Source organism: Lysinibacillus sp. UBA5994 (assembly GCF_002429725.1).
GTDB classification, from domain to species: domain Bacteria; phylum Bacillota; class Bacilli; order Bacillales_A; family Planococcaceae; genus Lysinibacillus; species Lysinibacillus capsici.
In genome coordinates, this window is record NZ_DJAU01000012.1 from 347,936 (window position 1) to 372,228 (window position 24,293).

A 24,293-nucleotide genomic window follows, 5' to 3' on the forward strand; every position below is an offset into this window, starting at 1 on the left:
ACTCCTAAGTGATCCTGACTGAGTGAGGAGGAGCCCGCTCTAAAGTGAGGAGAGAGCGCTCAAACTAGTCAGGTAACTGCTCCAACTAGTGAGAGAACCTCTTAGCTTTGGCCATCCTTTTCTTCTTATTAAAATATTCAACCTAAAAAAGCATTACGAAATGCATGTAGCACTTCGTAATGCTTTTTATTAATTATTTTTTGCGAAATAGTCTAGCGTTGCTTGACCTAAAACGTTGGCGGCAATTCGTAATGAGCGCTCGTCGATATCGAATTTCGGATGATGGTGTGGATAGACTTCCTCCCAATCAGGGTTTTTCGCCCCTGTGAAGAAAAACGCACCGGGGATTTCCTCTAAGAAATAGGCAAAGTCCTCACCGCCCATATTGGGATCAACTATTTCAACAGTCTCAACATCTGCAATTTTCTCTGCGGACGCCATTATATGCTCAGTCTCTGCATCATGGTTCACAACAGGCGGATAGCCTCGCACATATTCATACTCGTAATCGGCTTTTGTTAAATAACAAGTTGCCTTTAAAAGCTCTTCGATTTCATGCTCTAACAAACTACGCTCCTCCTCGTGGAAAGTGCGCACCGTACCCTTCATGTACACTTGATCAGCAATGACGTTGAATGGATTTAATGCCTCAATATGGCCAATTGATACTACTGCTGGACGTAATGGGTTGATGCGACGTGCCACAAGCTGCTGTAAATTTGTAATAAACTGAGCTGCAAGGACAATGGAGTCCTTGGTGTCACTTGGGTTTGAACCATGGCCGCCCTTGCCTTTTATCGTTATATAAATACCATCTGCTGCAGCCATTAATGGTCCTTTAGCTGTTTGCACTTTGCCAAGATCAGTGGGTGCCCATAAATGTGTCCCAAAAATAACATCTACACCTTCTAAGCAGCCATCCCTAATCATCGAAATAGCTCCACCTGGCGCAAGCTCCTCAGCATGCTGATGAATAAAGACGATTGTTCCTTCTAAATCATCCTTCATTTGATTAAACGCCTTCGCTAAGATTAAGAGGGAAGCTGTGTGTCCATCATGGCCACAAGCATGCATACGCCCTTTAATTTTCGATTGGAAAGGTAAGCCGGTTTCTTCCGTAATGGCTAAAGCATCAAAGTCTGCTCGTAACGCTACTGTTTTCCCTGGTTTTCCACCAACTAGCTTTGCCACAACTCCATTGCCACCTACACCTTCACGAACCTCATGACCTAATGCACGATGAAAGGCAGCAATGGTTTTTGGCGTTTCAACTTCCTCAAAGGAAAGCTCAGGATTTTCATGGAAATGACGACGAAGCTGTATTGTCTCTTCTTCATAATGCTTTAATAAATCTGCTAACTGTTGTTGTAATGTTGTCATTCTCTAACACTCCTTATTTTAAGTAAATATAATCTCCAGGGCCAAGCGGTAAACCTAGTAGGAACCAAATGGCGAAGAGGATAATCCAACCGATTGCGAAAAACACCGAGAACGGTAATAAAGAAGAGATAAGCGTACCAATTCCGATATTTTTATCATAGCGCTTTGCAAAAGATAGTAAAATTGCGAAATACGGTAACATAGGGGTAATTGGATTTGTAATCGAATCCCCTACACGATAGGCCATCTGGGTAACCGCTGGGGAATAGCCTAAGTATAAGAACATTGGTACGAAAATTGGTGCAAGTAAAGCCCATTTTGCAGAAGCACTGGCGATTAATAGGTTGACAAAGGCACAAATTAAAACAAATCCTATCATCATTGGTAAACCTGTAAAATTCAATGCTTGTAAAAGCTCTGCACCTTTAATGGCTAAAATAGAACCAATATTGCTCCAGTTGAAAAAGGCAATCATTTGTGAAGCGGCAAACGCTAATACAATAAATGGCGCCATATCTGCAATGGATTTAAAAATTTTCTCTGCAACTTCCTTATCGTTTTTAACCTCCTTCGCTGCTATTCCATAGGCAAGCCCAGGTAATAGGAAGAAGAATAACATGATAGGTACAATGCCTGCCATGAAAGGTGAGTTTAAAAAGCCACCTGTGGCAGGATCTCGTAAAAGACCGTTCGACGGTATGACTGTAAAAGCAATGACTAAAATATAAACTAGCGTTACGATTCCAGCCCACTTTAATCCTCTCTTCTCTAAAGCTGTCAATGGCTCTAGCTTTTCAATTTCACCGTGAAACGAACCAAAGCGAGGCTCTGTAAACTTCTTTGCAACCCATGTACCAATAATGACTAATAAAAACGTCGAAGCAATTAAGAAATAGTAATTCATCGTTGCACGACCAGTGTACGCGGGGTCTGCTATTTGTGCTGCTGATTCTGTAATCCCTAATAATAATACATCTAGAGAGCTAATTAATATGTTCGCACTGAAGCCTCCAGCTACAGCTGCATATGTAATAATTAAGCCTGCTAATGGATTTCGACCAATACTCATAAAAATCATGGCTGCAATTGGTGGTAAAATGATAAATGCCGCGTCAGCCGCTAAGTTACCAACTAAACCTGTAAAAATGATAAAAGGTACAATTAATTTTGTAGGTGCTGACATCACAATTTTCTTCATGACAGCTGAAATTAAGCCTGTTTGCTCAGCTAAACCAATACCAATCATTGTCACGATTACTAGCCCTAATGGAGCGAAGCCTGTAAATGTTGAAACCATCTGCGTTAAAATTAAGATAAGTCCTTCTTGACTTAGCAGATTTTTTACTTGAATGACATCTTCGGTCCCAGGTTGAACTGCTGAAATACCGAGCATGGATAAAACCCATGATAAAACTAGTACTATACCTGCTAGAATAATAAATAACGTGATAGGGTCCGGTAGCTTATTACCTGCACGCTCGATTTTATCTAACATATTGTCAATCCAAGATTTTTTCTTAATTGTTTGTGAATTCCCTTGCATAAATTTCATCTCCTTTTATACTTTATTAGACTTAACCTTTAAGAATCCAATGTCTCTATTTTAAGACATTGAAAATCTATGTCCTTTATACAAAGAAACCATATTTTCTGACTATTTTCAATATTTATTTTTTATTAAGGAGCTATATGTATGTATAAAATTAATGTTTTTACCGCAAAACGCTCACTTTCATGGGTTCAACAGCTTGAAAAAATTAAACCCTCTTTTTGTGAATTTCATTACTATGCTTATACTGATTTTGAACATTTGAATGAGCTTTTAGAAAAGTATTTGGAAGGGGGAGATGGAGCGCTTTTTAGCGGACAAATTCCATATTTTTATGCTCAAACGCATTTTCAAGAAGCAACGGTACCTATGCATTACTTTGATATTTCAGAGCGTGATTTTTACCGTACCGTTACGGAGCTTTTTTATGAGAAAAAGATTGCTATGAATCGCATTGCCATCGACTTTTGCTATGAGGAAAACGGCTATTTGGGCATTCATGAATGGTCGATAGGAAAAAAACCTTATCTTTTTAGCCAAACGATGAGCGAGTACGCAAGTAGCGATATTGTCGATAAAGCTGCTGAATGGCATCTACAATTGCATAAGGAAAACAAGGTTGATTTGAGCTTTACCCGCATTGCAGAAATACGTGAGCGCTTAGCTGATCAAAATATACCATTTATCGCTTTTTACCCGTCTCAATATGCCATGCAATTAACATTAGATCATTTTCTCAATCAACTGCGAATTCGACAGCTTAACCAAAATAAAGTAGTGGTAGTGCATATTTTAATTCCGATCGATAAATCGAATATAGAAGACCTAGAATATCGGCAAATTGCCTTATATAAAACTATATTAGATTTCAAACAACTGTATGCTAGCTCATTTATCGTACATCGTGAGGCATCGTTTATTGCCATTATCACGACGTATAAGCAATTTTTAAGTACAACGAATCGTTATTCACATTGTCATTTAGTTGATTTTTTAAATGAGAAGCTATCGTTTCCTGTCAGAATAGGGTGGGGAATTGGTGACTCTCTAATTGAAAGTCAGGAGTTTGCTAAAAAAGCCGCAACCCTCTGCTCTTCAAAGGAAACACAGGGATACATTATTGAAAATTCACGAGAAATTGGGCCTTTACTATATGGAACGATGCTACAGTTTGACGATGAAAAACAACAGCATCTAAAAAATTTAAGTACGACATATGATATTCCCTTATTACAATTACAAAAAATAGAAGCGATGCTGGAAAAACTAACGACAACGATCGTCAGTGGAGAACTGCTCAGTACACATCTTGGCATTACGGTACGCTCTGCAAACCGCATTTTAAAGCAGCTCCATGAGAAAAATTTAGCACACGAATTACCAAGCAACACGTCCACCACGCGTGGACGCCCAAAAAAGTATTATCAAATTCATTTATATTAGTCAGGATGGAATGGTTCATACGGTGGGGCTACCTGTGCAAGTTGATAGGATGAATAAATCCTGACACAGGAAAAAGAGACATCCATTTACGAATGTCTCTTTTTATATGCACGTCTATGTTAAGTGAAGATTATAGTTTCACTACATTCGTTGCTTGAGGTCCACGGCTGCCTTCTTCTACGCCGAATTCAACTTTTTGGCCCTCTTCTAAAGTTTTGAAGCCATCAGATTGGATAGCTGAGAAATGTACGAATACATCATTGCCACCTTCAACTGCGATGAAGCCAAAACCTTTTTCTGCGTTAAACCATTTTACTGTACCTTGTGTCATGTAAACACCCTCCCAAAAAAATTCAACAATCAATTGCTTCTATCACATATAAAAAACGTATTCAAAAGCTCGTATTACTTTTGAATACGTGTTTTTAATCATAGCAATGAAGTAATGTAATTATTACCCTTATTATAGTACAGAATTGTTTGTATATCCAGTAAATTCCGTTTTTAGTAAGGAAAAATTTACATTTGTAATCTAATAGTAAAGAAACGCTATTTCCTCATTATTTAATCCAGGCTTTTTCCTTCGCAACAATGACCGCCTCTGCCCGCGATTCTACATTCAGCTTGACGAATAGCTTCGATAAATAGTTCTCCACCGTGCGCTGGGTGACACCAATTGCAGAGGCGATGGCTTTATTTGTACAGCCTTGGGCAACGAGCTGTAGTATTTCCTGTTCCTTATCGCTCAGTAGAACCTCCTGCTGCACATTCGGCAGGTTGGTGCGTTGCTGAACAAAGTCTAAGAAATCGGCTGCCAGTAAAATCTCACCTCTTATGGCTGCTTGAATGGTTTGGATCACTTGCTCCTTTGTCGCTAGCTTTGATAATAGACCGTCAATTTTTTTCTCAATCAATAGCTCATAATAATCGGAAAGTTCGTAGCCTGTGTAAAGAATAATCAATGCATCTGCTTGTTTTTTCTTAATCATCTCTGATAGTTGAATGCCGTTGATTGGCTTCATATTGATATCAATGAGAAACAACTGAAAGGTAGCTGTATCCATTCTTGATAAAACGGCTGCGCAATCCTGTTCTGTTTCGATTTGAACATTGGCTAAATCCTGCAACAATGTTTTCGTACCATCTAAAACGACAGGATGGTCATCTATAATAAGTATGTTCATCATATGAATCCCCGTCCTCTTGTATTTGTATATAAATATGCATGCCCTCGTTAAGGCTCGATTGAATGGTAATGTCACCATTAAAAGCACGGACACGTTCGCGAATGCCATTAATGCCCATTGATGCAGAGGACTGTATTAAATCGTCAATGTCGCAGCCTATACCATTATCATCGTATCGAAGGATAAAGCCTTGAGGGATTGCTTGTAATTGAAGCGAAACCTCTGTTGCTTCAGCATGCTTGATTGCATTATTTAACAGCTCCTGAACAAGACGATAGACTACGAGATGCAGGGTGACATCCTGAAATTCTACACGATCAATTTGGGCGCTTAATAAAAAATCAGCCCTTATTTTTACCTTTTGAATGAGTTTTTTTAATGCCATTTGTAAACCAAAGGTATCCAATAGTGGGGGACTTAAGTTCTCGCAATATTCTCGTAAGTCCTTCGTTGCATTCAATAGCTGCTCGCGTATAGCTAGCACGGTCTCCTTCTGAATAGTAGGGGAGCCAGCTAGGACATCAAGCTCTCTGGCTAAATGAAGCTGCTCCTGCAAAATGGTATCATGTAATTCCTGTGCTAAAATACTCTTTTCCTTCTCAATAATATTCCATAGCAATTTATCGAGCCAAGGAAGCGGTGTATCGCTGGTATTTTTTATATGCTGAATTTCACGCACTAAATCCTCAATTTGCTGTAAGTTATTGATAAACATGGACACATACAGTGCAAGCAATTCTAACCAAAGCAGCTCTTCCTTTTGCAGAGCATGGCGTATTTCTAACATAATCTTTTCCTCACCAGCATCATGTAACAGTAAATGCGGATAGTAACTTACATGCTGTGGAGAATCGTCTGTTATTGTCCGGATATGAAACGCTGTGGTTCCAAGCTTCTCGGTGATTTCATATTTAAAACGATCCAATAATTCTTGTTGGTTTTTTGCTTTGCCCATACGCTGAACGGCTGCATATAAATTATGTACATAATTTCCAGTAGAAGAGAAGATAATTTTTCGATACTTAAAATCAATGCGTTCTTTTATATAAAAGCTTGCAATGATCACCATAAAGACAAGTAAAAAAATACTTGTGACATGGACGATGGATAGCTCCCCCATGAATAACAGGGCAATCCCTGCTGTCAACAGAAGCGCACTGAAAAAGGCTAGCGTTGAATAATAGCGTAATCGTGATAATTGGTATTCAATATCGAATAATCGTTCGTTCACCTGAATGAACAGAAAAGAGAACGGAATAAATAATAAAAATAATGCGGCGATTTCAGCGTGTAATATCGGCTTATGTCCTAATATTTCAGGTGTAACGAAGAATAATAAAAAGGGTAAAAACGGCACGATAAAGGCAAGCGCAATTAAACGAATTTTAGCCAATTTAGTACGTAAATAACTCGTTACTAAAATAAAAATTGCATAGACTACCAGGACAGCAAATAAACTTAGGTTCAATATAGGTGTGAACTCACGTAATGATGGCTCAACTTCCTCCATTAGATAAAAGCCAGGGATGAACAGTATTAATAAGTACAGCCATTTGCTGTGAGGGTAGGTCCACTTAATTTGTAGGTATTTGAAAAAGTGTTGTAAAAAGTGAATAAAGAGAACCATGCATAAAATAATACAGCTACTAATGACAAACATCCCAATCATATTTCCTCTAGCTGATGCGCCAGTACTGATATAGGCGGTCGAACAAGTTAATAAAAATAGGATCAATAAAAACGTTGAAAGATTATTTTGATTGCGTCGCCAAACATAAAGTGCGACACCAAAAGCTAGGAAAAAATAAAAGATAGGGAACAAAATTTGCAAATATAATTCTTCTGGCATGTCTCGATGTTTGACAGCAATGGTTTGAATACTCTTATCAGCCTTTTGGATCGTTAATGCATTGGCGCTTCTAACGATCATTTGCTGTTGAACGTAGCGATTCTCCATGGCTGGCTGCCCATCGATAGCCACAATAATATCCCCTTTTTCAATATTTTTTTGCTCTGCCCATAGAGGGTAATAGCTATCCACAAAAACAGGCTGACCGTTTGTCGTATCGAGAGTGAGACTCACAAAGGGTGTTTTGATGGTAATACCTAACACATAAATACCGAGTATTAAGTATGTAAGAAAAATACAATAAGTACATTTTTTCATTGTTAAACCTCTAATTTGCTTATGATCATAATCTCCTATATATTATCGCTAATTATTGATAAATTTGGAATACCGAAATAACGAGTTTCGGAAAACCACTATTGTTTTTTCGGAATAACGAAATAGTGTTTTCGGACATGGCTATGATAGGGTAAATTTAATCATTAGTGACGAATAGGGGGACTTCTGCGTGAAAAAAGGCATTTTAACACTTTTACTTTTTTTTCTCATCGCTATGATCACCATTCCATTGACCACGAAGGCCAAAACGGTGAATCAGGATAAAGTCGAGGTAGAAATTGGTCTCATAGGTAGTGATCATCATTTTGTCTATAAGATTCCGAAGCATTTACATAAGGATATGCCCTATGCAGAAATGAAAAATGGCATTCAAGCTTCCTTAGCTAATCATTGGAAAATTGGTGAGACTCGTTATGAGGCCAATAAATCCGATGTTGCCTATACCTTTTATATTCAGGATTTATTTCAAGAAAAGCAGGATGGTCAGCTAAAAGTAGCCATTCCCTATCGTCATCTAGTAGGGATGTTTGGCGAGCAAGATCCTATTCAATTGCGTATTTTAGCAAGTAAATTATCCAAGTGGACTGTCAATACAAAGGATTGGACAGCGCTTGGCTTTATGGAGCCCTTTACTTTTTTAAGTGAACGTGAATATGTCTATGAGGGGGCAGTCCAAGAGTTATTAAACCAAAGAGTGGGCCATTTTGATGGCACCATTCAAAAAAGTCAGTTGCTTTTATACAGTGTCATTTATTTTTGCTTTATGGCTATCCAACTGCTTGCTTGTCTTATTTTATCCAGACGGTTAAAAAGGAAAATCATTAAAAACCCAGACAATATGCATCAGTTCCGTAAACTCAATTACCTGTATCAATTGGTGCCGATTTTGATTATTGTCGCACAAATCGTGTTCCTTGTATTATCGGGTCTGATTACAGCATTTGGATTATACTTTAGTCCTGGCATTGATTTATTAGTGATTGTTGGACCTGTTTTATTAAATATCATCCTGCTGCCCACTTTTTTTGTCACAACAGAGAGTGAAATTTCAAGGGAGCTCAACAATAATTCGTTGTGAAATGGTATAATGATCAACAGCAAACTTGAAGGAGCTGTTGAAGAAAAATGACGCATCCAGAATTCGCGTACTTAAATTTACTACAACATATATTAGAAAATGGCACAAAGAAAGAGGATCGAACGGGGACAGGTACATACAGTGTCTTTGGGTATCAAATGCGTTTTGATTTAAGCAAAGGTTTTCCTCTTCTAACGACAAAGCGTGTGCCCTTTAAGCTTGTAGCAAGTGAATTATTATGGTTCATTAAAGGGGATACCAATATCCGTTACCTATTGCAGCATAATAACCACATCTGGGATGAATGGGCATTTAAAAAATGGGTGGAATCTGATGAGTATAAAGGTCCTGATATGACAGATTTTGGTCGACGCTGTTTAGTAGACGAGTCATTTAACGCATTGTATCAAAAAGAACTTGCCTCATTTTGTGAACGTGTCTTAATAGATGATGACTTTGCACAGCAATATGGAGATCTCGGAAATGTCTATGGCAAACAATGGCGCCATTGGACAACCTCTGATGGCGATAGCCTTGATCAGCTACAGGATGTCATTCATCAGATTAAGCATCAACCTGATTCACGCCGTATCATTGTCAATGCATGGAATCCTGAGGATGTCATTAATGCGGGCGCAAAGGGCAGTAAAGCTGCATTACCACCGTGCCATGTGATGTTCCAATTTTATGTAGCAAATGGTAAATTAAGCTGCCAGTTAATGCAAAGAAGCCTTGATACATTATTAGGCTGTCCATTCAATATTGCGTCTTACGCCTTATTAACACATTTGGTTGCACATGAGTGTGGCCTAGAGGTTGGCGAATTTATTCATAGCATTGGGGATGCACATATTTATGCAAACCATGTGGAGCAAGTGAAAGAACAGCTATCACGTGAGCCAAGAAACCTACCAACATTGCACATCAATCCAAATAAAACATCCATCTTTGATATAGAGCTTGAGGATTTATCGATTGAAGGATATGATCCACATCCTGCGATTAAAGCACCAATTGCCGTATAATGCTAACAGCAGCCATTTTGGTTGCTGTTTTTTTCAAACAAAGATCTAGGACTAACTATTTGTTTTACGAAATAGGCAAGTAGTTGGATGACTGGATGAAAAGAAATTAATTATAGTTATTATGGTATAATTAGCATTATTTGGTATAATGGGAATAGTCCATTATATTGTAGGGGTGATAGTTGTGAAAAATACAATGGTACTTCTAGTAGATGAATATGATCGACAGCAAAGCGAGCCAGAACAAAGCATGGGTTCTGTGCAACATGCATATTCTTGTAACAAGATCGAATTGTCGCAGCAGCAAATTCAAGAAATGATGCAAATCATCGAAGAGATTCGTTTGAAAGATTATAAAGATACACTATAAATGTAAGCGCCTCCTAAGCTATAATGGCTATGGAGGTGTTTTTTTATGAACGTTATTTTTATCGATTCTTATTCTGGGGAAGAGCTGCTACATATGGTGTCACAAGATGTAGCAGGCATTTTGGCAGCAGCGCAAGGAGAAAGTGTGACATTTCCTGTAGGTCACTTTAAATATGAATTTCATAATTTAGATTTTTATGAGGACAACGGTCAAATACGACAGGAATTAGTCATTTACGTAAAAAAAATATAAGCGATACATTAGCAACAGCATAACGGGGAACAATATATACAGGTGACAGGGCTTGACTTTTTTCTGCACCTGTAACTATAATAGTTACAACAGGTGGTGATACATATGGTGAACAGTCGATTTTCGGTGGCGATCCATATTCTTTCGCTCATTGCTACAACCTCTGATAAAAGTCTCCTTACGTCCGATTTTATAGCTGGAAGTGTGAATACCAATCCAGTAGTCGTAAGAAGAATGATTGGTGTGCTAAAAAAAGCAGGCTTACTTTCTTCTCATTCTGGCATGGCTGGCTATGAGCTATTAGTAGAGCCAAAGGATTTAACACTGCTAGCGATTTATCAGGCAATTGATGGGCCAGAGCAGCTATTTGCCATTCATGATGAGCCCAATCCAGCGTGTGCAGTAGGTCAAAAAATCAAGCATACATTAGAGGGTGTCTATACATCTGTGTGGCTGGCAATGGAAGAGCAATTACAAGCACAGACGCTACAGGATGTGCTAGATCAGCTTCGTACTTAGACGGAGATGGTCTTCTTGTATCTAACCTGTAACTAAAATGGTTACAACTAAACCTTAGGAGGAATAAATCATGAAAATTGCCGTAATTGGTGCAACAGGAAAAGCTGGACAAAAAATAGTAGAGGAAGCGGTACAACGTGGTCATGAGGTCACAGCCATCGTTCGTTCAGCAGCAAAAGTGACAGCTGCTATTCCAGTAATTGAAAAAGATGTGTTTGATGTGACGCAAGATGATGTAAAAGGCTTCGATGTCGTTGTCAATGCATTCGGTGCTCCAGCTGGACAAGAAGATTTACATGTCAAAGCTGGTCGTCATTTAATCTCGATTTTCCAAGGTATTCCTACAAAATTAGTGGTTGTAGGGGGAGCGGGTAGCCTATTTGTGGACCCAGAGAAAAAAGTGCGTGTGATGGATACACCAGATTTCCCAGCCATGTATTTAGCAACAGCGCAAAATCAAGGACAAAACCTACAGGATTTACAACAATCATCCATTACTTGGACATTTATTAGTCCATCTGCATTTTTCGATCCAGAAGGACCACGTACAGGTCACTATACAGCAGGAGTCGACCACTTATTAGTAAATGACGCGGGGGAAAGCTATGTCAGCTATGCCGATTACGCAGTGGCTGTCGTCGATGAATTAGAAAACCCACAGCACGTTAATAGCCGTTTCACAGTAACGTCAAATAAATAATAAAATGCAACCGAGCGTAGGAAATGCGCTCGGTTTTTTGTGATTTTTTTGCTTTTTTGAAGGATTTTTTTCGTTTACAGAAAAATGACTGTTTACAATACGACTTTTATTAGCTACTATCAAGTGTGAGTATTACATAAAAGGAGACGACAATAATGTCAACACAACGAATAGAAAAAGATTTTTTAGGTGAGCGCGTATTACCAGCAGAGGCGTATTACGGAATTCAAACACTACGTGCTACGGAAAACTTCCCAATTACAGGCTACACAATTCACTCATCACTTATTAAAGCAATGGGGATTGTGAAGAAGGCAGCTGCATTAAGTAATATGGAAGTACACCTATTATCAAAAGAAATTGGTGAGGCAATTGTCGAAGCAGCGCAAGAAGTGATTGATGGCAAATGGGATGCTGAATTTATTGTAGACCCAATTCAAGGTGGTGCAGGTACATCCATCAATATGAATGCCAATGAGGTCATCGCTAACCGTGCCCTAGAAATTTTAGGGAAAGAAAAAGGTGACTATCACACAGTAAGCCCAAACAGTCATGTCAATATGTCACAATCAACAAATGATGCTTTCCCAACAGCTATTCATATCGCTGTGTTAAATTTAATAGATGAATTATTAGTAACGATGGATTATATGCAATCCGTTTTCCATCAAAAAGCAGAGCAATTTGCTCATGTCATTAAAATGGGACGTACGCATTTACAGGATGCCGTGCCAATCCGCTTAGGACAAGAGTTTGAAGCTTATTGCCGCGTGATCAACCGTGATATCGTACGCATTCGTCAAACTCGCCCGAATTTATATGATGTGAACATGGGTGCAACGGCTGTCGGAACAGGCTTAAATGCCTTCCCAGACTACATTAAATCTGTTGATGAGCATCTTGCTGAAATTTCTGGTTTACCATTAAAAGGTGCAACGCATTTAGTGGATGCAACACAAAATACAGATGCCTACACAGAAGTATCAGGCGCTTTAAAAATCTGTATGATTAATATGTCTAAAATTGCTAATGACTTGCGTTTAATGGCTTCTGGTCCTCGCGCAGGCTTAGGAGAAATCCTGTTACCAGCTCGTCAACCAGGTTCTTCAATTATGCCAGGTAAAGTTAACCCAGTTATGCCTGAGGTGCTGAATCAAGTAGCCTTCCAAGTAATTGGGAATGACCATACAATTTCTCTAGCATCGGAAGCTGGTCAATTAGAATTAAACGTAATGGAGCCTGTATTAGTGTTCAACCTAATCCAATCGATTAGCATTATGAATAATGTATTCCGTGCGTTTACAGAAAACTGCTTAAAAGATATTGAAGCAAATGAAGAGCGCATGAAAGAATATGTAGAAAAAAGTGTAGGCGTGCTAACAGCAGTTAACCCTCACATCGGTTATGAAGTAGCTGCTCGTCTAGCACGTGAAGCTATTTTAACAGGTCGTTCAATTCGTGAGCTTTGCATTGAAGAAGGCGTCCTAACAAAAGAACAATTAGACTTGATTTTAGATCCATATGAAATGACACACCCAGGTATTGCGGGTTCTAGTATCATGAAATTAAAATAAAACGAGCAATTATGGACTGTAGACATGCCCTAAAAGGCTGTCTATAGTCTTTTTTTGTAGACCTTTTCTCATATAAAATAGAGCGTATCCTTATGTATTTTAGGATTATTCAACTATAATAATGGTATGGAAGACATATTTTAGTTGGGGGAATTTGTAATGAGTTTACGAAAAAAGAGTTTACTTGGCTTTTCCGTTTTAAATGTTTTAATGATCGTTATTTTATTTATCGATTTAGCCAATGTAACGACATTGGATTGGTTTTCTACCGTGTTAACGATTGTAGGAATTGCTATTACACTATCTTACACAGTGTATGTCCATTACAAAGTGATACAGCCTATCAAACAAATCACAGAGGCTGCACAAGGAATTACGGCAGGTCAATTAGATACCGTTGTCATTGAGGTTCGTGATAATGGTGAAATTTCTCAACTAGCACAATCCTTTTTAGAGATGCAGGAACAATTACGAACAATGACACAAAAAATTGCGCACAGCTCTACAGATTTATCGGCAAGCATCGAGGAATTATCTGCGAGTACGAATGAAATTACGCTTGCTGTGGAAGAAGTAGATCAACAAATGGAGAAGACGTCAGAGGGCTTGAAGCAAGCAGCACAATCGGCTAATGATAGTGCTAAATCTATGCAAGAAACCGTTGATGGCATTGAGCGAATTACAGTAGCCACACAAGATGTGTTTGTGCATGCGAAAGATGCTAGCGAGATAGCAGGAAATGGTGCAAATATTTTACATGTGGCAAAAGAGCAAATGCAATTTATTTCCTCTTCAACAGAAAAAACAAGTGGATTGATGCAGCAATTATCCCTTAAAATGTCAGATATTAAATCAATGACAGATATGATTACTACCATTACAGATCAAACAAATCTACTAGCATTAAATGCGGCCATAGAAGCAGCACGCGCTGGGGAGCATGGTAAAGGCTTCGCCGTTGTAGCTGAAGAAGTGCGTCAATTAGCAGAACAATCAAAGCACTCTGCTACGCAAATTGTGGATTTAGTTGTAGGAATAGAAAGTGATACAAAACAAGTAGCCTCATCAGTAGAAGATGATTTGAAAAATGTTCAACAAGGAGTGTATGTCATTGACGAAGCGACAAAATCATTTGGCACAATTTCACAGCATGTTAGTCAGATGACAAGTCAGCTAGAGGATATTTCGACGACAGCTGAGCAGCTTTCAAGTAGCGCCAATGAAGTGGCATCCACTGTGACAACCATCGCAGCTGGCATGGGCAAGCTATCGAATTATACAGAAGCTGTTTTACATTCAATGGATGAGCAAACAGCCTCAATGCAAGCAGTTAATCATGTCACACAGGATTTAAGTGTCCAAGCGGATAACTTACAAAAGTTAACAAATCAATTTCATGTCTAGGTAAGAAATTGATATTTTCAAGATTTTTTAGCCCTGAAATAACTATCACATATTGATAATTTTATAAGTTTTTTAGTATAATTTTTATCTTCCTGTCACACATTCGAGAAGAGGCTTTTTTACAGACGACCAATTTTCTGTAAAATATGCCTCTTTTTTTATTATTTATTTCGTAAACTTGTAAATTAACAGATAAATAAAAATGTTGAATTTTCTAATCGAGTTTCTTATAATGGACTAGCTGTTACCTCTATTACTCACTTCAACTATTGCAACCCGCACTCGCCGGGTCAACAAGTCATTTCTATTTCTCTTCGCATATCCCTTGCGAAATTATAATTTGTAAGACAACAACTAAATGTAACTAAAACTGAATCGTAAGACCATTACAAAAAATTGAAAGGAAGTCATGCCTCGAAAAAATATTATTGAAAGATAATTCTGAATAAAAGAAAGAGAGAGATTGGATTGAAGCTATCACCAGTTGAACAAGAAAAATTACTCCTCCATGTGGCAGGAGAACTTGCGCTGAAAAGAAAAGCTCGGGGCTTAAAGCTGAATTATCCAGAAGCTGTCGCTCTAATTAGCAGTTTTATTATGGAAGGTGCTCGAGATGGTAAAACGGTAGCACAGCTTATGAGTGATGCCAAGCATGTACTGACAGCAGAAGATGTGATGGAAGGTGTCGGGGACATGATTTCAGATGTGCAGGTTGAATGTACATTCCCAGATGGGACGAAACTGGTCACAGTTCACCGTCCAATTCAGTAAAAGGAGTGTTTGTGAATGATTCCTGGAGAAATTCGACCGAAAAGCGGAGAGATTGAGATCAATGTGGGTCGAGCGACGAAAAAGGTATTGGTGGCGAACACAGGTGACCGCCCGATACAAGTAGGTTCCCATTTTCATTTTATTGAAGTCAATAGATTTCTAGCGTTTAATCGACAAGATGCGATTGGTATGCATCTCAATATTCCATCAGGTACAGCCGTGCGATTTGAACCTGGGGAAGAAAAAGAGGTGGAGCTTGTCGAATTTGGTGGTAAACAACATGTCTTTGGCTTAAATATGCTAACAGAGGGCTCTACCCACCATAAGGACGAAATTTTGGACAAGGCAATTGAAGGTGGCTTTAAAGGAGCGGAAGAAAAATGAAGGTAACACATGAAGCTTACGCAAAAATGTTTGGTCCCACTGTGGGTGATAAAGTCCGTTTAGCCGATACGGATTTATGGATTGAAATTGAGAAGGACTATACTTCATACGGTGATGAGGGGGTCTTTGGTGGTGGTAAATCACTACGTGTCTCAATGGGGCAAAATGGTAAAAATACACGCAATGAAGGTGTGCTGGATACAGTTATTACCAATGTTGTGATTATCGACTATACAGGGATTGTAAAAGCAGATATCGGTATCAAAGATGGTCGTATTATCGGTATAGGGAAAGCAGGCAATCCGAACAGTATGGATGGTGTGGATCAGGATATGATCATAGGTGTGGGAACAGAGGTTTATGCAGGCGAAGGGCTTATTGCAACAGCAGGAGCAATCGACACGCATATCCATTTCATCAGCCCTGATCAGGTGGAAACAGCATTATTAGCAGGGACAACGACATTTATAGGCGGTGGAACAGGTCCAGCAGCAGGCTCAAAAGCGACAAGCTTAACGGCTGGTGAATGGCATCTGCATCGCATGCTACAGGCTGTAGAGGGATTCCCCATCAATGTTGGTTTGCTTGGAAAGGGTAGTGCATCTGATCCTGCGCCTATTATCGAGCAGGTTCGTGCAGGTGCGATCGGGTTGAAAATACATGAGGACTGGGGTGCCACACCAGCTGCACTCGATCAAAGTCTATCGGTGGCAGATGAATATGATATTCAAGTTGCCCTCCACTCCGATACATTGAATGAAGCAGGGTTTGTAGAAGATACAATCAATGCGATTGATGGCCGTGTCATTCATATTTTCCATACGGAAGGTGCGGGTGGCGGTCATGCTCCAGACCAATTAGTGATGGCATCCTTACCTAATATTTTGCCAGCATCGACGAATCCTACGAAACCGTTTACGACAAACACGATTGATGAGCATTTAGATATGCTGATGGTTTGTCACCATCTAAAGCATGATGTACCAGAGGATGTGGCATTTGCAGATTCACGCATACGCCCAGAAACAATTGCAGCAGAAGATATTATGCAGGATTTAGGGATTTTGAGCATCATGTCTTCCGATTCACAAGCGATGGGACGTGTTGGTGAGGTCACAATCCGAACGTTCCAAACAGCAGACAAAATGAAAAAACAGCGTGGTCCATTACCACAGGATGAAGGCAAGGATCACGATAATTATCGCGTTAAGCGTTATATAGCAAAACTAAATATTAACCCAGCTATTGCCCATGGCATAAGCCATGAAGTAGGCTCGCTGGAAGAAGGTAAATTAGCGGATATTGTCTTATGGGACCCAGCGTTCTTTGGGGTGAAGGCGGAAGTTGTCATTAAGGCTGGTATTGCTGTGTATGGCATAACAGGTGATCCAAATGCTTCCATTCCTACACCACAGCCAATGAAAGGCCGTCGAACATATGGTTTCTACGGTCAAGGGCCACAGCATTGCGGCATGACATTTTTACCGAAAATTGCTGTGGAAGAAGGCTTGCCAGAAAAATTAGGCCTAAAACGAATGATTGGCACGGTTTCAAATTGCCGAAATATTCGTAAAGCTGACATGAAGCTTAATAATGCCACTCCGCAGATTGATGTTAATCCAGAAACCTATGAAGTGAAAATTGATGGGGAGCTAGCAACATGTGAGCCAGTGGATGTACTTCCAATGGCACAACGCTATTTCTTATTCTAAGCACATGATATGAGTGTAACAGCGAATACAAAGAAAAAGAGGAGCTAAACCATATGTTAATAGAAAAAATTATTGGCAATATAGCGAATGAAGAAGAACATCCACAAAAGGCAACGGAATGGATTGAGCTAGAGTGGGAGGAATTAAGCAAACGCATTCTTCGCACAGCAACGGATCAAGGAACAGATATCGCTTTACGTATAGAGGGTGAAGAGCCTCTACAATATGGTGACCTATTATTCGAGGATGAGCAACGACGAATTGCAATTCGTACAAAATTGGAGCCAGTTATCGTCATTACACCAAAAGATATGTATGAAATGGGGAAAGCTGCCTTTGAATTGGGCAACCGTCATACTCCTAGCTTGATTGCAAACAATGAAATCATCGTACGAGCAGATCATACGATTAATCCATTATTAGATGAAATTGGGGTGCACTATGAAACAACTGAACGACGCTTCAAGCAACCGTTCAAATACCGTGGACACGCTCACTAATTTATCCTTATTACAATTATTGCAAATTCATGACTCCGCATTTCCAATCGGTTCCTATACACATTCCTATGGTATGGAAACGTATATTCAGGAAGATATCATTCGCACAAAGGAACAATTAGTTGAGTTTTGTCAGGTCTATTTATTTCACAATGTAGTTTACGGTGATGCAATTCTTATTCAAGAGGCATTCCATGCAGCTAAAAGAAGAGATGTTGCTCATCTTATTGAGCTCGACCAACTTTGTGGGGCAATGAAGCTAGCGAAAGAATCTAGAGATGCTAGTGTCAATGTAGGGAAGCAATTTATGCGAACAGTAGCCCCTCTAATGGAGAGTCCTTTTTTATTGCAATGGAAAGAGAAGATTGACCATGAAGAAGTAAAAGGCCATTATGCAGTTCTCTATGGGATTTATTGTGAAGCACTAGGTGTGAACGTTTTTCATGCAATCATGACCTTTATGTACGCATCAATTAGTGGTTTAGTGCAAAATGCTGTCCGTGCTGTACCCTTTGGTCAAAATACAGGTGTGCAAGCATTACATGAGCTATTAGCCCCTGTGGAGGAAGCAGCCGAAACGGTGTTGACGTTAACAATGGATGATCTAGCCAATAATGCACTAGGTATTGAACTGGCGTCCATGAAGCATGAGTTTTTATTTTCGAGATTATTTATTTCATAGAAAGCGAGAGGATATACATGAAACCAGTACGTATTGGTATCGGTGGGCCTGTTGGATCAGGCAAAACATCTTTAGTCGATCAATTAACACGGGTAATGCATGAACACTACAACGTAGCTGTCATTACCAACGATATTTATACAAGAGAAGATGCGCAGTATTTAATCACAAACGGTGTGTTAGCAGAGGAGCGAATTATTGGAGTAGAAACAGGTGGTTGTCCACATACAGCCATTCGAGAGGATGCATCCATGAATTTTGCTGCCATTGATGATTTGAATAAGCGCTTTCCTAATTTAGATATTATATTTATTGAAAGCGGTGGCGATAATCTATCGGCAACATTTAGTCCTGAGCTCGTGCATGGCTATATTTATGTCATTGATGTGGCAGAAGGACAGGACATCCCACGTAAGGGTGGTCCAGCGCTAACACGTTCAGATTTATTGCTAATTAATAAAACTTCGCTAGCTCCTCATGTTGGGGTTGATCTGGAGCTCATGGATCAAGACGTGAAAAAAATGCGTAGTGGACGTCCATATATTTTTGCGGATGTTCGCTCCCAAACAAATGTAGATAAGGTGGTTGAATGGATTCAGCACCATTTGTTACTTGAAGGTGCCGAAGCAGTTGAAGAAGATGTTTAACCCTAGCAAAGTTAATCATTTTGGCAAATTAGAGATGGCCTTTGAACCGAGACGGGGCTATACACGACTGGTTCATGTGTACCAGCAACCCCCATTAAAGGCCAGTCGTGAACTATACGAAGGCAATCATCCAGCAGCCACCGTTTTTATCATGGAATCCTCAGGGGGCATGGTTGCGGGAGATCGCAATGAAATTACGGTTACACTAGCGCCAGATAGTCAGGTGAAGCTAAAGCAACAATCAGCATTAAAAATTTACCCTTCTCACAATGGTGAGTTTTGTACACAAGCTATAACGGTGGAACTTGCAGAGCAGGCGAGATTAGAATGGCTCCCTGAAGTGACGATTCCATTTGAACGAGCAAAATTTCAGGTACATACAACCATTCGTATGAAGGAAAGCTCGACATTGATCTGGGGAGAAATTGTTGCTCCAGGTAGAGAAATGCGAGGAGAAATCTTTGACTATCAAACATTCCAATCCAAATACAAGATCTATGTAGAGGATACTTTGATAGCTTATGACTCGTTGCAGTTTAAGCCGCAGGAGATGAATTTTGCCGAAATCGGCTTGCTTGAAAAGGCACGCTATATTGGTTCTTTGTGGATTGTCTCTCCATCGGTTAACAAACTTCCAATAAGGGATTTACAGGATCAAATCCAACAGGAAAAGTCCCTTCAGGCGAGTGTGACAAAATTGACAGATCAAGCCATTCATTGTAGATGGCTTGCCAAGGAGCAACGAACACTTCACAAAGAAATAAACCGCATGTTCGAGTACATCGCAGCATTGCTGTAATTTCTGTTGTGATAAAGGAGATAGTAAATTGAAAAAGTTTTCCGTATTGATACTTTTGATGGTGCTAGCGGTAGTTTTTGTGGGCTGCTCGTCTAATCAAGGAGGAGAGAAACAACCGACAGCTACATCATCTGCCCAGGCAAATGAGCTTGTTTTTGCCTCAGAGTCTGAGTTTGCAGGCTTAAATCCTCTTTTGGAGGAAACCAATTTAGATGCCTTTTTATTTAGAGGTCTGATGCGCTTTGATGAGCATAATGTACCCATCAATGATATTGCTCAAAGTATTAAAATATCAGATGACCAGATGACTTATACCATTTCGATTCACAGGGATGTAACCTTCCATGATGGGCACCCATTAACGGTGGACGATATTATGTTTACCATTAACAGTATTTTGGATGATGCAAACGGTTCATATTTAAAGTCTGATTTTAGCCATGTTGTGTCAATGGAAAAGGTCAATGACATGACGATGACTATCCAATTAGATGAGCCATTTACACCGCTATTAGACAAATTAACGGTGCCAATTTTACCAAAGCATGCCTTTGAGGGGCAAGAGATGAGAACCGCTACATTTAACCAGCAGCCAATCGGTGCGGGTCCGTATATGTTTGAACAATGGGACAAAGGGACAAGCCTGACACTAAAGGCATATCCATCTTTCTTTGGCACAAAAGCTTCTATCGAGAAAGTAATTTTTAAATTTATCCCCGATAGTAATGTGCGTGCGCTCCAGCTAAAATCGGGTGAGGTCGATATAGCGTTACTAGACCCGAATCAGGTAGAGGAGCTATCGAAGGTTGAGCATTTAAAGCTATACGAGGTGGAATCAGCAGATTATCGTGGTGTTCTCTTTAATATGAAGTATCCTATTTGGCAAGACGTTGCTGTTCGCAAGGCCATTAGCTATGGGACAGATCGTGCAGGTATTGTCAAAGGCATTTTACATGGATACGGTACAGAAGCATACTCACCGCTACAAAAGCATGCCTTTGTAAACGCCAACATTGAGCATTATAAATATGACCTTGATAAAGCAAACGAGCTACTCGACCAAGCGGGCTGGCAACTAGCTGAGGATGGTTTCCGCTATAAGAATGATCAAAAATTAGCATTTACTATTACGGCACCTATTACTGACACAGTGCGTGTGAACATGGCTAATTATGTGGCAGAAGGCTATAAAGAGATTGGGGCAGATGTGCAAGTAGCTGCACTCGATTGGAGCAATATTGTCATTGAAGAAACAGAAGCCTTTATGGTTGGCTGGGGAAGCCCGTATGATGCTGACCATCATACGTATAGTCTCTTCCATTCTGGTGAATCCAGTCTCACAAGTGCTGGCTACAATTATGGTAGCTATAACAATTCGAAAGTGGATGCATTGCTAGAGGAGGGGCGTACAACCGTTGATCCTGAAAAACGTAAGGAAGTCTATGGGGCATTACAGGAGGAGCTAGCACAAGATCCACCATTCGCCTACTTTGCCTATGTGGATGCTGTGTATGGTATTAATCAGCAGATTAGTGGCGTCAAAGAGCGCATTTTAGGTCATCATGGGGCAGGCTTCCTCTGGAATGTCGAGGAGTGGAAATGGCATGATCGCTAAATGGATCGGGAAGCGCGTGATAATGGGGACAATTGTCCTCATTATCGTGAGCTTCCTCTCTTTTTTCCTGATGCATGCGGCTCCTGGTAATCCAGCTGCAGCGTATTATGGTGGCAATGCCCAAACGTTATCGACAGCGGAGAAAGAACGCATTGAAACAGCTTTTGGTCTGGATCAACCGATACTCTATCAATATGGTGTGTGGCTCCGTGAAGCGATGCAAGGAAATTTAGGCTACTCGGCAAAAGAAGGCAGACCAGTAGCGACAATTATACAAGAACGTTTACCAAATACATTACAGCTCGTTGTTGGAACTTTAGGCATCGTAGCCATTGCCTCAACATGGCTCGGCTTACAGGCAGGCATGAAGGAGGGTTCGTTATTAGATCGCGGACTTTCCTTTGTAAGTATTGCTAGCTCAGCCATTCCTCCATTTTGGCTTGGCATTTTATTCATCATGGTGTTCTCTGTACAACTAGGCTGGTTTCCTTCATCGGGGATGAAGGATGTACGAGGGGATGGCGGCCTTGTGGACCGACTATACCATATGGTTCTTCCTTTATCGGTCCTTGTACTGGCACATGTCGGGGTATTCGCACGTTTTTTACAGGAAAATGTGAAGGCAGAGAAGGATCGTTATTATGTAGAGGTGGCACGTGCCAACGGAGTACCAGAGCGAGCTATTCGTAGGATGATTTTACGCAATGCCATTATTCCATATATCAATTATGTCGGTGTGACCATCCCATCATTTTTTGGAGGATCCATCGTGGTTGAAACATTATTTGGCTGGTCAGGCTTAGGTCAGCTTTTAGTGAAAGCAGTGATGGTAAAGGACTTTCCTGTGCTGATGGGTGCCATTTTAATCACTGGCGTAGTAGTCGTTATCTGTTTATTTGTGATTGATGTCCTCATGATTTGTCTCAATCCCCGCTTAAGAAGAGGGGGAATCGTATGAGAAAAGAGCAAAAAATGCTCATCTTTTGGCTAGTGATTCTTGGTCTTTTAGTAGGCTTCACCCTATTTTCCTCATGGTTAGTGCCTTTTGAGCCAAACGCGATGGATATGAATCATATTTATGAAGCACCTAATGGAACACACCTCCTTGGCACAGATCAGCTAGGTAGAGATGTTCTTTCCCGCCTACTCGTTGGTGGTAGAGTGACCCTTTTTATCGCTACGTTATCGGTTGTTCTATCCAGCATAATTGGCATTATCTATGGCGGTATAAGTGGCTATTTCGGTGGTGCTATTGATGCAGTGATGATGCGTATACTAGAGGCATTTTTAACAATTCCATCTTTAGTGATTGTGCTTGCTCTTCAAGCGATTATGCAAGGAAGTGTATGGCGCATGGCAATGATTATGGGGTGCACAGGCTGGTTTGTCACTGCCCGTATCGTGCGCTCTGAATTTATCCGGTTGAAGGAATTAGAGTTTATCCACATGGCGAAGATGTTTCGCACGCCGCTGTGGAAGATTCTTTTTCGTCATTTATTGCGTAATAGTCTTCCCGCCATTTTTGTCGTGACGATATTTAATTTTGCTGGTGCTATTTTTACGGAAGTATCCTTAAGCTTTTTAGGTATCGGTGTTCCACCGTCCATTCCATCGTGGGGGACGATGCTCTATACGGCACAAAATGATTTACTTGTCGGGGCTTGGTGGATGGGCCTTTTTCCTGGGATGTTCATTTTCGTAACGATTTTATGCGTGCAAGCTATTGGTAGTAGATTTAAGCAGAGAGGGGGACAGACCCATGTTTAAAATAGAGCATGTTACTGTTCGAATAAACGAAAAATTTATATTGAACGATCTCTCGTTTACGGTGCCAAAAGGTCAGATTACCGTGATGATAGGTGAAAGCGGTAGTGGAAAAAGCACCATGCTCTCTGCCATTCTAGGCATGCTTCCAGCGCAAGCAACAGTTGAAGGCTCAATCTTTTTTAATGGAAGAAATATAGTGGAATTAGCAAAACAGGATCAATCTGTACTACGCCAAAGGCACTTCTTTACGATTTTTCAGGATGCTGCTAATAGCTTTTCGCCAACGCAAAAAATGAAACAGCAATTGTATGGATTAACTGCCTTACGGATGGGGCAGACAAAGGCAGTATTTCTAGCTAAAATGAAGCATATTGTACAGGATTTACATTTACCAGCAGATGTGTTGGAGCGCTATCCCTTCGAGCTTTCAGGAGGGATGCTACAACGCTGTATGCTTGCCTGTGCTCTCTATCTGGCGCCAGCTGTTTTATTAGCGGATGAACCAACCTCTTCCTTAGATATGCTGCATCAACAGGAATTTATTCAACAATTGAAAAGGCTTCATACACGGCTAGAAACAACCGTACTCTTAATTACCCATGATTTAGATGTAGCTGCTTCCATCGCGGATTTTATCCTCGTCATGAAAAATGGAGAAATTGTGGAGCGAGGGCGAGTAACAGAAATCTTTGAGCAGCCTAAGCATCCATACACTAGGCAGCTAGTTGCGCATCATTTTTAGGAGGA

Annotated in this window: 25 protein-coding genes; 20 read left to right on the top strand and 5 right to left on the bottom strand. The window is 40.1% G+C overall.

The features are described from left to right. Positions 1–189: 189 nt before the first annotated feature. Both B3D98_RS04435 and B3D98_RS04440 read right to left on the bottom strand, forming a co-directional pair. The gene (locus B3D98_RS04435) at positions 190–1,380 is read right to left on the bottom strand and encodes an amidohydrolase (RefSeq protein ID WP_048394504.1); all 1,191 of its coding nucleotides are present in this window, start codon (positions 1,378–1,380) and stop codon (positions 190–192) included. Positions 1,381–1,393: 13 nt separating this feature from the next. After that, entirely contained in the window at positions 1,394–2,923 is a 1,530-nt protein-coding gene (locus tag B3D98_RS04440; RefSeq protein WP_048394502.1) for an AbgT family transporter, read from the bottom strand. 150 nt (positions 2,924–3,073) lie between these two features. Here B3D98_RS04440 and B3D98_RS04445 point away from each other — a divergent pair, with 150 nt between their 5' ends. Further along, entirely contained in the window at positions 3,074–4,372 is a 1,299-nt protein-coding gene (locus B3D98_RS04445) for a hypothetical protein (RefSeq protein ID WP_048394501.1), read from the top strand. Between the two features lie 130 nt (positions 4,373–4,502). Here the strand turns inward: B3D98_RS04445 and B3D98_RS04450 are convergent, their stop codons facing one another. The 3 genes from B3D98_RS04450 to B3D98_RS04460 all read right to left on the bottom strand — a co-directional run bounded on the left by B3D98_RS04450 (position 4,503) and on the right by B3D98_RS04460 (position 7,726). Beyond that, positions 4,503–4,703, bottom strand: a complete 201-nt coding sequence (locus tag B3D98_RS04450) for a cold-shock protein (RefSeq protein ID WP_004230248.1) — start codon at positions 4,701–4,703, stop codon at positions 4,503–4,505. Between the two features lie 229 nt (positions 4,704–4,932). Next, positions 4,933–5,559, bottom strand: coding sequence for a response regulator transcription factor (locus B3D98_RS04455; protein ID WP_048394499.1), 627 nt, complete (start codon positions 5,557–5,559; stop codon positions 4,933–4,935). Beyond that, positions 5,534–7,726 (bottom strand): ATP-binding protein, encoded by a 2,193-nt coding sequence (locus tag B3D98_RS04460; RefSeq protein ID WP_288580973.1) that lies wholly within the window; start codon positions 7,724–7,726, stop codon positions 5,534–5,536. Before B3D98_RS04460 ends, B3D98_RS04455 begins: the two co-directional genes overlap by 26 nt. 190 nt (positions 7,727–7,916) lie before the next feature. Here B3D98_RS04460 and B3D98_RS04465 point away from each other — a divergent pair, with 190 nt between their 5' ends. The 19 genes from B3D98_RS04465 to B3D98_RS04555 all read left to right on the top strand — a co-directional run bounded on the left by B3D98_RS04465 (position 7,917) and on the right by B3D98_RS04555 (position 24,288). Beyond that, positions 7,917–8,825 carry a hypothetical protein gene (locus tag B3D98_RS04465; protein WP_288580975.1) on the top strand — a complete coding sequence of 303 codons (909 nt, stop codon included), beginning with the start codon at positions 7,917–7,919 and terminating at the stop codon, positions 8,823–8,825. 47 nt (positions 8,826–8,872) lie between these two features. Then, positions 8,873–9,850: a thymidylate synthase gene (locus B3D98_RS04470; protein WP_288580977.1), complete on the top strand. Its 978-nt coding sequence runs from the start codon at positions 8,873–8,875 to the stop codon at positions 9,848–9,850. Between the two features lie 184 nt (positions 9,851–10,034). Continuing rightward, positions 10,035–10,220, top strand: a complete 186-nt coding sequence (locus tag B3D98_RS04475) for a hypothetical protein (RefSeq protein ID WP_288580979.1) — start codon at positions 10,035–10,037, stop codon at positions 10,218–10,220. A gap of 45 nt (positions 10,221–10,265) precedes the next feature. Beyond that, positions 10,266–10,472 (top strand): hypothetical protein, encoded by a 207-nt coding sequence (locus B3D98_RS04480; RefSeq protein WP_036080672.1) that lies wholly within the window; start codon positions 10,266–10,268, stop codon positions 10,470–10,472. Positions 10,473–10,577: 105 nt separating this feature from the next. After that, entirely contained in the window at positions 10,578–10,991 is a 414-nt protein-coding gene (locus tag B3D98_RS04485; RefSeq protein WP_048394490.1) for an Rrf2 family transcriptional regulator, read from the top strand. 70 nt (positions 10,992–11,061) lie between these two features. Beyond that, positions 11,062–11,691, top strand: a complete 630-nt coding sequence (locus B3D98_RS04490; protein ID WP_048394487.1) for an NAD(P)-dependent oxidoreductase — start codon at positions 11,062–11,064, stop codon at positions 11,689–11,691. A gap of 155 nt (positions 11,692–11,846) precedes the next feature. After that, positions 11,847–13,265: an aspartate ammonia-lyase gene (gene aspA, locus B3D98_RS04495; protein WP_004230240.1), complete on the top strand. Its 1,419-nt coding sequence runs from the start codon at positions 11,847–11,849 to the stop codon at positions 13,263–13,265. A gap of 159 nt (positions 13,266–13,424) precedes the next feature. Then, positions 13,425–14,669, top strand: a complete 1,245-nt coding sequence (locus B3D98_RS04500; protein ID WP_048394485.1) for a methyl-accepting chemotaxis protein — start codon at positions 13,425–13,427, stop codon at positions 14,667–14,669. Between the two features lie 468 nt (positions 14,670–15,137). Continuing rightward, on the top strand, positions 15,138–15,440 hold the full coding sequence (ureA, locus tag B3D98_RS04505; RefSeq protein ID WP_036080666.1) for an urease subunit gamma: 303 nt from the start codon (positions 15,138–15,140) through the stop codon (positions 15,438–15,440). Positions 15,441–15,455: 15 nt separating this feature from the next. After that, positions 15,456–15,824, top strand: a complete 369-nt coding sequence (locus B3D98_RS04510) for an urease subunit beta (RefSeq protein WP_237900676.1) — start codon at positions 15,456–15,458, stop codon at positions 15,822–15,824. Then, positions 15,821–17,536: an urease subunit alpha gene (gene ureC / locus B3D98_RS04515; RefSeq protein WP_288580991.1), complete on the top strand. Its 1,716-nt coding sequence runs from the start codon at positions 15,821–15,823 to the stop codon at positions 17,534–17,536. Before B3D98_RS04510 ends, ureC begins: the two co-directional genes overlap by 4 nt. Positions 17,537–17,589: 53 nt before the next feature. Next, positions 17,590–18,036, top strand: a complete 447-nt coding sequence (locus B3D98_RS04520; RefSeq protein WP_048395740.1) for an urease accessory protein UreE — start codon at positions 17,590–17,592, stop codon at positions 18,034–18,036. Next, positions 17,978–18,718 (top strand): urease accessory protein UreF, encoded by a 741-nt coding sequence (locus tag B3D98_RS04525; protein ID WP_244205759.1) that lies wholly within the window; start codon positions 17,978–17,980, stop codon positions 18,716–18,718. Before B3D98_RS04520 ends, B3D98_RS04525 begins: the two co-directional genes overlap by 59 nt. Before the next feature lie 17 nt (positions 18,719–18,735). Next, positions 18,736–19,365, top strand: a complete 630-nt coding sequence (gene ureG, locus B3D98_RS04530) for an urease accessory protein UreG (protein ID WP_054549250.1) — start codon at positions 18,736–18,738, stop codon at positions 19,363–19,365. Beyond that, positions 19,358–20,164 carry an urease accessory protein UreD gene (locus tag B3D98_RS04535; RefSeq protein ID WP_288581100.1) on the top strand — a complete coding sequence of 269 codons (807 nt, stop codon included), beginning with the start codon at positions 19,358–19,360 and terminating at the stop codon, positions 20,162–20,164. The genes ureG and B3D98_RS04535 overlap by 8 nt, the downstream gene beginning before the upstream one ends. 28 nt (positions 20,165–20,192) lie before the next feature. Next, positions 20,193–21,779 carry an ABC transporter substrate-binding protein gene (locus B3D98_RS04540; RefSeq protein ID WP_288580997.1) on the top strand — a complete coding sequence of 529 codons (1,587 nt, stop codon included), beginning with the start codon at positions 20,193–20,195 and terminating at the stop codon, positions 21,777–21,779. Further along, positions 21,769–22,737, top strand: a complete 969-nt coding sequence (locus B3D98_RS04545; protein ID WP_288580999.1) for an ABC transporter permease — start codon at positions 21,769–21,771, stop codon at positions 22,735–22,737. Before B3D98_RS04540 ends, B3D98_RS04545 begins: the two co-directional genes overlap by 11 nt. Next, a complete protein-coding gene (locus B3D98_RS04550; protein ID WP_054549248.1) occupies positions 22,734–23,546 on the top strand; it encodes an ABC transporter permease in 813 nt (270 codons plus the stop codon). The genes B3D98_RS04545 and B3D98_RS04550 overlap by 4 nt, the downstream gene beginning before the upstream one ends. Then, a complete protein-coding gene (locus B3D98_RS04555) occupies positions 23,539–24,288 on the top strand; it encodes an ABC transporter ATP-binding protein (protein WP_288581004.1) in 750 nt (249 codons plus the stop codon). The genes B3D98_RS04550 and B3D98_RS04555 overlap by 8 nt, the downstream gene beginning before the upstream one ends. The last annotated feature ends 5 nt before the right edge of the window (positions 24,289–24,293 follow it).

Coding starts and splice junctions, on each gene's coding strand:
- aspA (WP_004230240.1), top strand. CDS start 11,847: ATGTCAACACAACGAATAGAAAAAGATTTTTTAGGTGAGCGCGTATTA.
- B3D98_RS04500 (WP_048394485.1), top strand. CDS start 13,425: ATGAGTTTACGAAAAAAGAGTTTACTTGGCTTTTCCGTTTTAAATGTT.
- B3D98_RS04510 (WP_237900676.1), top strand. CDS start 15,456: ATGATTCCTGGAGAAATTCGACCGAAAAGCGGAGAGATTGAGATCAAT.
- B3D98_RS04480 (WP_036080672.1), top strand. CDS start 10,266: ATGAACGTTATTTTTATCGATTCTTATTCTGGGGAAGAGCTGCTACAT.
- B3D98_RS04450 (WP_004230248.1), bottom strand. CDS start 4,703: ATGACACAAGGTACAGTAAAATGGTTTAACGCAGAAAAAGGTTTTGGC.
- ureC (WP_288580991.1), top strand. CDS start 15,821: ATGAAGGTAACACATGAAGCTTACGCAAAAATGTTTGGTCCCACTGTG.
- B3D98_RS04520 (WP_048395740.1), top strand. CDS start 17,590: ATGTTAATAGAAAAAATTATTGGCAATATAGCGAATGAAGAAGAACAT.
- B3D98_RS04550 (WP_054549248.1), top strand. CDS start 22,734: ATGAGAAAAGAGCAAAAAATGCTCATCTTTTGGCTAGTGATTCTTGGT.
- B3D98_RS04435 (WP_048394504.1), bottom strand. CDS start 1,380: ATGACAACATTACAACAACAGTTAGCAGATTTATTAAAGCATTATGAA.
- ureG (WP_054549250.1), top strand. CDS start 18,736: ATGAAACCAGTACGTATTGGTATCGGTGGGCCTGTTGGATCAGGCAAA.
- B3D98_RS04535 (WP_288581100.1), top strand. CDS start 19,358: ATGTTTAACCCTAGCAAAGTTAATCATTTTGGCAAATTAGAGATGGCC.
- B3D98_RS04545 (WP_288580999.1), top strand. CDS start 21,769: ATGATCGCTAAATGGATCGGGAAGCGCGTGATAATGGGGACAATTGTC.
- B3D98_RS04460 (WP_288580973.1), bottom strand. CDS start 7,726: ATGAAAAAATGTACTTATTGTATTTTTCTTACATACTTAATACTCGGT.
- B3D98_RS04470 (WP_288580977.1), top strand. CDS start 8,873: ATGACGCATCCAGAATTCGCGTACTTAAATTTACTACAACATATATTA.
- B3D98_RS04555 (WP_288581004.1), top strand. CDS start 23,539: ATGTTTAAAATAGAGCATGTTACTGTTCGAATAAACGAAAAATTTATA.
- B3D98_RS04445 (WP_048394501.1), top strand. CDS start 3,074: ATGTATAAAATTAATGTTTTTACCGCAAAACGCTCACTTTCATGGGTT.
- B3D98_RS04490 (WP_048394487.1), top strand. CDS start 11,062: ATGAAAATTGCCGTAATTGGTGCAACAGGAAAAGCTGGACAAAAAATA.
- B3D98_RS04485 (WP_048394490.1), top strand. CDS start 10,578: ATGGTGAACAGTCGATTTTCGGTGGCGATCCATATTCTTTCGCTCATT.
- B3D98_RS04440 (WP_048394502.1), bottom strand. CDS start 2,923: ATGCAAGGGAATTCACAAACAATTAAGAAAAAATCTTGGATTGACAAT.
- B3D98_RS04525 (WP_244205759.1), top strand. CDS start 17,978: ATGAAACAACTGAACGACGCTTCAAGCAACCGTTCAAATACCGTGGAC.
- B3D98_RS04455 (WP_048394499.1), bottom strand. CDS start 5,559: ATGATGAACATACTTATTATAGATGACCATCCTGTCGTTTTAGATGGT.